Source organism: Bacillota bacterium, from assembly GCA_036504675.1.
In the GTDB taxonomy this organism is placed as follows: Bacteria; Bacillota; Sulfobacillia; order JAJYWN01; family JAJZPE01; genus DASXUT01.
In genome coordinates, this window is record DASXUT010000022.1 from 1 (window position 1) to 7,668 (window position 7,668).

Sequence of the window (7,668 nt, forward strand, 5' to 3'; positions counted from 1 at the left end):
AGGTCATCGAGCGGAGGGAGCACGCCGAGCGGTACTGGAGGCTGGCCGAGAGGTACCTGACGCAGGACGGCCAGGGGGCGGAGTGAATGCCCAGGAGGAAGGCGCTCGGGCCCGGGAGCGAGGTGCCCCGTAGCCCGGGCCGATGCGTGCCCTGGAGCTGGCCCGGGCCAATCGGTGGGCGGGACCTCGGCCGGGACGACCCGGTCTCGGCCTGCCGGGCGCTCCTGTCGTGCGCCCGGACGGTCGCCGTCAAGCTGGGCAGGGACGGATGTTGCGTGGCCGGGCCGGACCTTCCGGGCCCGGCGACCATTGCCCCCAACAAGCCCTTGAAGGCCCTGGACACAACCGGGGCGGGGGATTCCTTCGACGCGGCCTTCGTCCTATGCATGCTCCGCGGCCTGACCCCGGCGGATGCCGGCAAATTGGCCAATACCTGGGCCTCAGGGACCATCATGAGGCTCGGGGCGAGGACCGACCGCCGGATGTCCAACGGCCTATCCCTATATGACGTGGGAGGCATCGTCGAGTGAAGCGTCTACCGAACAACTTTGCCCTGGCCACCAGGGCCCTCAAGGTGATGCCGGCGGTGGCCGCGGCGCTCAGGGAAGGGCGACCGGTGGTGGCCCTCGAGTCGACCATCATCACCCATGGCCTGCCCCACCCGGAGAACATCGACACGGCCATGGCCGCCGAGGCCGAGATCACCCGGCTGGGGGCGGTCCCGGCGACCATCGCCGTCGTCGACGGCGATGTCCGGGTCGGTCTCGACCCCGGCGAACTGGTCGGGCTGGCTGCGGCCGGGCGTGGCTCGGTGATCAAGATCAGCCGGCGCGACCTGCCGATCGCCGTGGCCCGCGGCCTGTCCGGGGGGACGACGGTTTCGGCGACGATGGCCGTGGCGGCGGCCGCGGGCATCCGTGTCTTCGCCACCGGTGGCATCGGCGGCGTCCACCGCGGCGCGCCCCAGACCTTCGACATCTCGGCCGACCTGGCCGAGCTTGGGCGGACCAGCGTGGCCGTGGTCTGCGCGGGGGCCAAGTCGATCCTCGACCTGCCGCTGACCCTCGAATACCTGGAGACCCTGGGCGTGCCGGTCATCGGCTATCGAACCGGCGAATTCCCGGCCTTCCACAGCCCGTCCAGCGGGCTTCAGGTGGACTACCGCGCCGACACGCCCCAGGAGGTCGCCGAGATCATGCGGGTCAAGTGGGAGCTCGGGTTGGAGGGCGGGATCGTGATCGCCAACCCGGTCCCTGAAGCGGCGGCCATCGACCGCGCGGTCGTCGAACAAGCGGTCCGGCACGCCCTGACGCACGCCGCCGTGGAAGGAGTCCGTGGGCCCGACCTGACCCCGTTCCTCCTCGCCCGGCTCAACGACCTGACCAAGGGAGCCGCCCTGAAGACCAATGTCGCCCTCGTCCTGAACAACGCCAGGCTGGCGGCGGCGGTCGCCCGGGCCTGGGCAGGCAAGTGAGCCTCCCAGGGCCTCGCTTCTGAACGGAGGAAAAGAACGGAAGGAAAGATGAAGGCGGCCCCTGTGCGGGCCGCCTTGAACCAGTCAGGATCCTCATCTCGGCCGCCGCTCGTCCACCGGCCGGGCCAGGGGACCTTGGTCTCGCCCGTCGGGGCCAGACCCGGCCGGGGGGGAGCGGCCGGGTCTCTCCGCAGCCCGGGGATCAGGGCCGCTTGATCCTGGCCCCGGTCCGCCGAGTCTTCGCCTTCTCATCCAGCAATCCGGCATGGACCAGGGCGGCCCGGACTTCGGCCCGGGCGTCGTCGCCGACCGGGAAGAGGGGGGGCCGGACCACGGCATTTTCCAGGACGCCCTGCATGACGAGGCCCTCCTTGATCCTCGCCCGGTAGTCCCGGACCGGCTTGGCGAAGCAGGCCCGGACCAGGGGCATCAGGAGGTCGTTCAACCTCGAAGCCTCGGCGAAGTCCTTGGCCTTGCAGGCGTCGAGCATGTCCACCTGCAGCTGGGTGGCGATGGCCCCGAAGCCGATCAGGGCGCCCTCGCCGCCGAGGACGAAGGATTCATAGATGAAGTTGTCATTGCCCGTCAAAATGGTGATGTGCTTCTTCTGAGCGTTGAGGAGCGAGACGGTCTCGACGTACTTGAGGGCGTCGAAGGTGGCCTCCTTGATGGCCCAGACCTGATCGATCTTGACCAGCTCGACCAGGGTCTCCTTGGGGTAGTCGACCCCGCCGAGGTCCGGCTGGAGGGTGAAGATGATCATCGGCACACCGACCTTCGCCAGGGCCTCGTGATAGGCCAGGATGACCGGGTCCTGGCCGGTCGCTCCGCGGAAGGCGGTGATGGGGAAGCAGAGGAAAGCGTCGGCCCCGAAATCCCGGGCCGCCTTGGCGAACTCCACCGCGGCCGCGGTATGGGGGGCGCCGACCCCGCAGACCACCGGAACCCGCCCGTTGACCTGCCTGACGACCACGTCGAGGATCTGCAGCTTCTCGTCGTTGCCCAGGTGCGGGCCTTCGCCGGCATCGGTATCGACGGCCAGGGCCCTGATCCCCTGGGGGACGATCCAATCGACGTAGCCCTTGAGGGTCGGCACGTCGGCCTTATAGTCCTTGGTCATCGGCAGGACGATCGCTGGAATGATGCCGGCGAGGTTCGGTTTCTTCTGACTGGCCACTAATCAACCACTCCTCATAAGAAAAGTGAAGACAGCGAGCTAGACAGGCTTGGAGGAAGGGGGCGGAAGTGGCCGGAGCAGACTACTTGTGGGCCGCTCGGCCGGCCAGGTAGATTGGCCGGTAGAGGGCCTTGTCATGGGTCGCGCAGCCGGTCATCCCGCCGTCGCGCATGATCTGGGTACACTGGCTGCAGGTGACGCAGGAGCGCTTGCCGTCGAGATGGCCCTTCTCGAGGAGGTCCCGGGCATATTCTGGATAGGCGAAGGCTTGACGACCCAGGCCGGCCATCGACGCCCAACCGTGCTTGAGGTTGTAGGCCGCGGCCTGCCCGACGTACTGCCTGAGCCAGCTGTAGCCGGAGCCGACCACCGGAATGCCCGGCACGGCCCGCTGGACTTCGCGGGTGAAGGTGAAGTGCCGGTTGACGCTCACCGCCGGATGTTCCTCGGGCAGGTAACCGCCCACCGTGTTCTGGTCGAAGGCCCGGGTCACGTGCGGGGCGAAATAGGGGTTGCCCATGGACACGTTGATCAGCTGGACCCCTTCGTCCCGGAGCCGGCGGATGAGGCGGATGGGTTCGGCGAGGTCAGGGGCGGCGGTGGGGCCGGGCGGGGTCGAGGGGCCGGGCAGATCGGGCAGGCGGTGCAGGTCGGCCGGGGTCAGGGTCTCGTCCGGCGCCCCCTCCGGTTTGGCCGCCCCCCAGCCCCACGGCCAGGGGAGGCCGTCGTAAACGCCGATCCGGGCGACCACGGTCAGCCCCTTGACCCGGTCGCGGACCTTGCGGACGGTGTTCAGGAGGAAACGGGCCCGATTCTCGAAGGAGCCGCCGTACCGGCCCGGCCGGGTGAAGCCGGCCAGCAGTTCCGAGCCCAGATAGCGGTGGCCGGCCTTGAGGTCGACGGCGGAGAATCCCGCGGCTTGGGCCAGCCGGGCCGCCTCGACGTAGGCGTCCTCGAGGGCCTCGAGTCCTTGGTCGGTGATGACCGGGTAGTCCGAGCTCAGCTGGGAGACCGGGTCGAGATATGGGCAGTGGTGGGAGATGACGGGCCGCGGCCGGTCGACGGGACGGCTGTAGCGTCCCGAGTGGACCAGCTGGATGACGGTGAACGGCTCGTGGTTCAGCCCCATCGTGTCGCGGGCGGCGGCGACCGCCTCCTCCCGCAGGCGCGCGTAGTCACCCCGGTTTTCTTTGGTGATCCAGAGTTGACGCGGGTTGGCCCGACCCTCCCAGACGACGGCGACCGCTTCGAACCAGAGGAGACCGGAGCCGCCCTGGGCGAAACGGACATAGCGCCGCCGGGTGAGGTCCCCCGGGCGGCCGTCGGCCGTCCCGTCGCAGCCCTCCATGGGCAGAACGGCCAGGCGGTTGGGGACCGTCGCCTCACCGACCTTCAGCGGTTCGGCCAGGAGCGATAGGTCGTTCTCAAAACCGATCTCCAGTCCGCGCTCGACCATGTCCTTCCTGAGATCGTCCAGGCTATGGTAAGCGAAGCGATTGGCGTTAGGCATCGACTCAACTCCTTCGCCTCATGCGGCCGGTCGGGCCGGCACGAGAAGGTCGGGACGGTCGCCACGTCAGGCCGCCCCAACCATCAGCATAAGCGAAGCTCGCCTGCCTAGTCTTGACCTAAAGCGCGGATTGTTTGACCTTTCCGGTTGGCTCGGGACAGCCGCCCGGGCAGGCTTTCCGCGGCCGGGGTCGAAGCACCAAAGGTTACGGAGGAGCCCATTGAGGCCAGGAGCCCATTGAGGCGCTCGGACCAACGGTCCGGGCGGGCGAGGGGGATCAGGAGTGGCCGCGAAAGACAACCAGACGGCGACCTATGATCAGTTCTGGCTGCCGCCATACGGCATCTTGCTCCAGGAGAAGCGGCACGCCCCCGATTTCCGGATGGCCGAGCACTACCATCATCTATATCAAGTCTTCTACCTGCTGGGTGGACATGGCCTGGCCCGCCTCGGCGGCCGCGACTACCCCGTCGGCGCCGATTCGGTCGTTTTCGTCCCGGCGGAGCAGCCTCACGTCCTCATCGACCAACCCGACGATCCGATCTTCCTGTTCGTGCTGGCCTTCAGCGCCGACGCCCTCGGCCATCACCCCGAGAACCGGCAACTCCTGACGACCTTCTCCCGGCGCCCCCCGATGATCGGCCCCGGGCAACCGTCAATGGTGGCGGTCAAGGAAAGGCTGCGCCGGATCCTCTACGAGCAGACCGCCCTCCGGCCCGGTTATCCCATCGCCATCCGGGCTGAACTCCTGTCCATCCTGCTTCAGCTGCACCGGGCGACCATCCCCGAGGACGGGCGAGTCGTCCTTGGTGACCTGGCGGCGGACGACCGCCCGGTCCATGACGTCAAGCGCTACCTCGAAGAACACTACTACGAGCCCCTCAGGGTGGAGGCCATGGCCAGGGTGGCCCGGCTGAGCCCACGCCGGCTCGGCGAGCGGTTCAAGCGCCTGACCGGCCGGACCCTCATCCAATACCTGACCGAGCTTCGGGTGAGGGAAGCCAAGAGGTTGCTGACGGCCACCGACAAGGAGATCATGGCCGTCTGTTTCGAGGTCGGGTACGACAACCTATCGCACTTCTACCGCGTCTTCAAGAAGCACACCGGCCTGACGCCGAGACGTTTCCGGCAGGAGGGGGGCCTCCCTTGAACCAGAACAAGTCGGTCCGCGTCGGGGTGATCTCCGACACGCACATCCCGCGCCGGGCGAAAGCCCTCCCGGGCTGGGTCAGGGAGGCCTTCGAGGGCGTCGACCTGATCCTCCATGCCGGCGACCTGACCACCCTCGGGGTCCTCGACGACCTGGCCGAGTTGGCCCCGGTCGAGGCCGTGGCCGGCAACGTCGACGCGATGGGGCCGGCCGCTTTGGCCCTGCCGTCCAGGAGAGTGGTGGAGGTCGGCGGGGTCCGCATCGGGCTCACCCACGGGCACGATGGGCCGGGGTCATCCACCCCCGAGCGGGCCCTGGCGGCCTTCCGCGAGGAGGGCGTGGCGGCCGTCGTCTTCGGCCACAGCCACCAGCCGATGAATGAGGTCGTCGACGGGGTCCTCCTCTTCAACCCCGGGTCGGCCACCGACCCGCGTTGGGCCGGGGAACCGACGGTCGGGCTGCTGACCGTCCACGGGTCGGCCGAGCCCAGAGTCGCCGGTCGGCTGGTCCACCGGTCCCTGGCCGGCTAGGCCGCCGAACGGCGGCTCCCCGCCAATCTCCCATCCACAAGCGAAAGACCCCCGAGCGGGCTCGGGGGTCTTCACTCGCGGGTCGGAACGTCGGCCATCAGGCCTGGGGCGCCCGGGCCGGATTCACGGCGTGACTTTGAGGGTCCTCACCAGCGAAGCCGCGGCCTCGGCCCGGGTGACCGGCTGGTTGGCGTTGAAGGTCTTCCCGTCGCCGGTGATGATCCCCAGGCCCCAGGTCAGGGCGACGTAGCCGAGTGTGCCGCGCCCCAGTGAGCGGGCGTCGGAGTAGGGGACGGCGTAGATGCCTTCGATCCGGGCGGCCTGATCGAGGCCCAGGTAACGAGCCAATAACTTGGCCGCCAGCTCGCGGGTCACGTCGTCCTTCGCGGCCGCGTCTTCCTTGAGCCAGTTGCGATCCTTGGCCGCCTTGATCACTTCGTCATCGGTCATCGAGTTCCGCCAGAGTCCATCCTTGGCATAGATCATCGCCCTCAGGAGGGAGATGACGGTGACCTTCTCGGACGGCCGGAAGGAATCGCCGTACTCGCCGAACAGCCCGGCCCGCCCCAGGAGGGCTATCTCGTACTCGGCGAAGTTGCCCTTGACGTCGTTGAATCGGCGGCCTTGGGGCAGTTGGGAGATGGGCTTGCCCTGGTAGTCCAGGGGGTCACCGGTCCGGGCGCCGATGATGTCGTAGGACTGGGTGCCCGCGGCCACGGTGGGCTGGTAGACCAGGCGGCCGTCGGAGGACGTGCCGTACCGACCATAGACCAGCGCGTAGGACAGGGTCATCGGACGCTTGGCGAAGAAGGCCGCGGCGGCCGCCGACCCGGCCAGGACTCCGTCGGGCTTCGGGAACTCGATCTCCTGCCAGTTCAGGTTGTAGCGGATGACTTTCCTGTTGACCGCGTCGACGGTGACCGTCATCCCGTTTGACGGGAAGGGGATGCCGTTGACCATCCGCCGGAAGTTGAAGTACTGCTGGGACGGGTTCTCGCCGTCCTTGAGGCCCGCCGGGATATAGACGCCGGAGCGGTCACGGTCATTCAGCTTGACCTGGTCGACCTTGCCGGCCTGGGCCTTCTTGAGGAACTCATCGGCCAGGACCCGGGCCGCGTCGCGGTCGATCTGACCGGACTTGGCGGAGTCGCTCGGGGAGTTGGTATCAAAGCTCGTCAGTTCGCCGGTGGCGGCGTTGACTGAGGCCGACATGTAGACCTGGACGCCTTCGGAGTCCTTCTCGGAACGCCAGCTGAGACTCCAGATGCGGATGTTCGGATCTTGCCAGTAATAGGCGGCGAGGTTGGCGCCATAGAGGGTTAGGCCGTCCGGGACGTCGATGATCTTCTTCGCCGCGGCCACGGCCTCGTCACGGCTGATCAACTTGGCGGCCTGTTCGACTTCCTTCTGCTCCTCGGGGCTGAGCGGCTGAGGGGCGCCCGAGTCTAGGTGCTTGGCCTCGCCCCGGCTCATCCCCGGGCCGTCGCCGCCGCCGCCACCACCGGCCAGCCATTCGTCGCTCTGAAGCCTGATCGGCTCACCGGTGAAGGCGTCGATGACCCCCTGCGAGGGGTCGTCCATCCGGTAGACCAGAATGACCGGCTGCTTCTCAGCGGAGGTCAGCGGGCGGATCCCCCCGGGCCTGAAGTACTGCAGTTCGAGCAGGCCCGCCTGGTCGAAGGCCGCCTGGGCCTTTTCCGCGGTGATGATCCCCTTGGCCTCGGGGAAGGTCGCCTTGCTCCAGTTGAGGTAGTAGTTCATGACCGTCCCGTCGCCGGCGTTGACCCCGACGGTGGCGCCGTCGCTGGCCACCGGGATGCCGCCGCG

Annotated in this window: 7 protein-coding genes; 4 read left to right on the forward strand and 3 right to left on the reverse strand. The window is 68.3% G+C overall.

The window, feature by feature from the left end; translation table 11 throughout:
* Window positions 1–86 precede the first annotated feature (86 nt).
* Window positions 87–530, forward strand: a complete 444-nt coding sequence (locus VGL40_01750; protein ID HEY3313994.1) for a PfkB family carbohydrate kinase — start codon at window positions 87–89, stop codon at window positions 528–530.
* Between the two features lie 47 nt (window positions 531–577).
* Entirely contained in the window at window positions 578–1,474 is an 897-nt protein-coding gene (locus VGL40_01755; protein HEY3313995.1) for a pseudouridine-5'-phosphate glycosidase, read from the forward strand.
* A 202-nt stretch (window positions 1,475–1,676) separates the two neighbouring features.
* Here the strand turns inward: VGL40_01755 and VGL40_01760 are convergent, their stop codons facing one another.
* Window positions 1,677–2,651: a dihydrodipicolinate synthase family protein gene (locus VGL40_01760; protein HEY3313996.1), complete on the reverse strand. Its 975-nt coding sequence runs from the start codon at window positions 2,649–2,651 to the stop codon at window positions 1,677–1,679.
* 82 nt (window positions 2,652–2,733) lie between these two features.
* Entirely contained in the window at window positions 2,734–4,161 is a 1,428-nt protein-coding gene (locus VGL40_01765) for an NADH:flavin oxidoreductase (GenBank protein ID HEY3313997.1), read from the reverse strand.
* Between the two features lie 283 nt (window positions 4,162–4,444).
* Between VGL40_01765 and VGL40_01770 the strand changes: the two genes are divergently transcribed.
* Window positions 4,445–5,311 carry an AraC family transcriptional regulator gene (locus VGL40_01770; GenBank protein ID HEY3313998.1) on the forward strand — a complete coding sequence of 289 codons (867 nt, stop codon included), beginning with the start codon at window positions 4,445–4,447 and terminating at the stop codon, window positions 5,309–5,311.
* Window positions 5,308–5,841 carry a metallophosphoesterase family protein gene (locus VGL40_01775; protein ID HEY3313999.1) on the forward strand — a complete coding sequence of 178 codons (534 nt, stop codon included), beginning with the start codon at window positions 5,308–5,310 and terminating at the stop codon, window positions 5,839–5,841. Before VGL40_01770 ends, VGL40_01775 begins: the two co-directional genes overlap by 4 nt.
* 123 nt (window positions 5,842–5,964) lie before the next feature.
* Here the strand turns inward: VGL40_01775 and VGL40_01780 are convergent.
* Window positions 5,965–7,668 (reverse strand): YcdB/YcdC domain-containing protein (locus VGL40_01780; GenBank protein HEY3314000.1); only part of this gene is annotated, 1,704 nt, incomplete at its 5' end.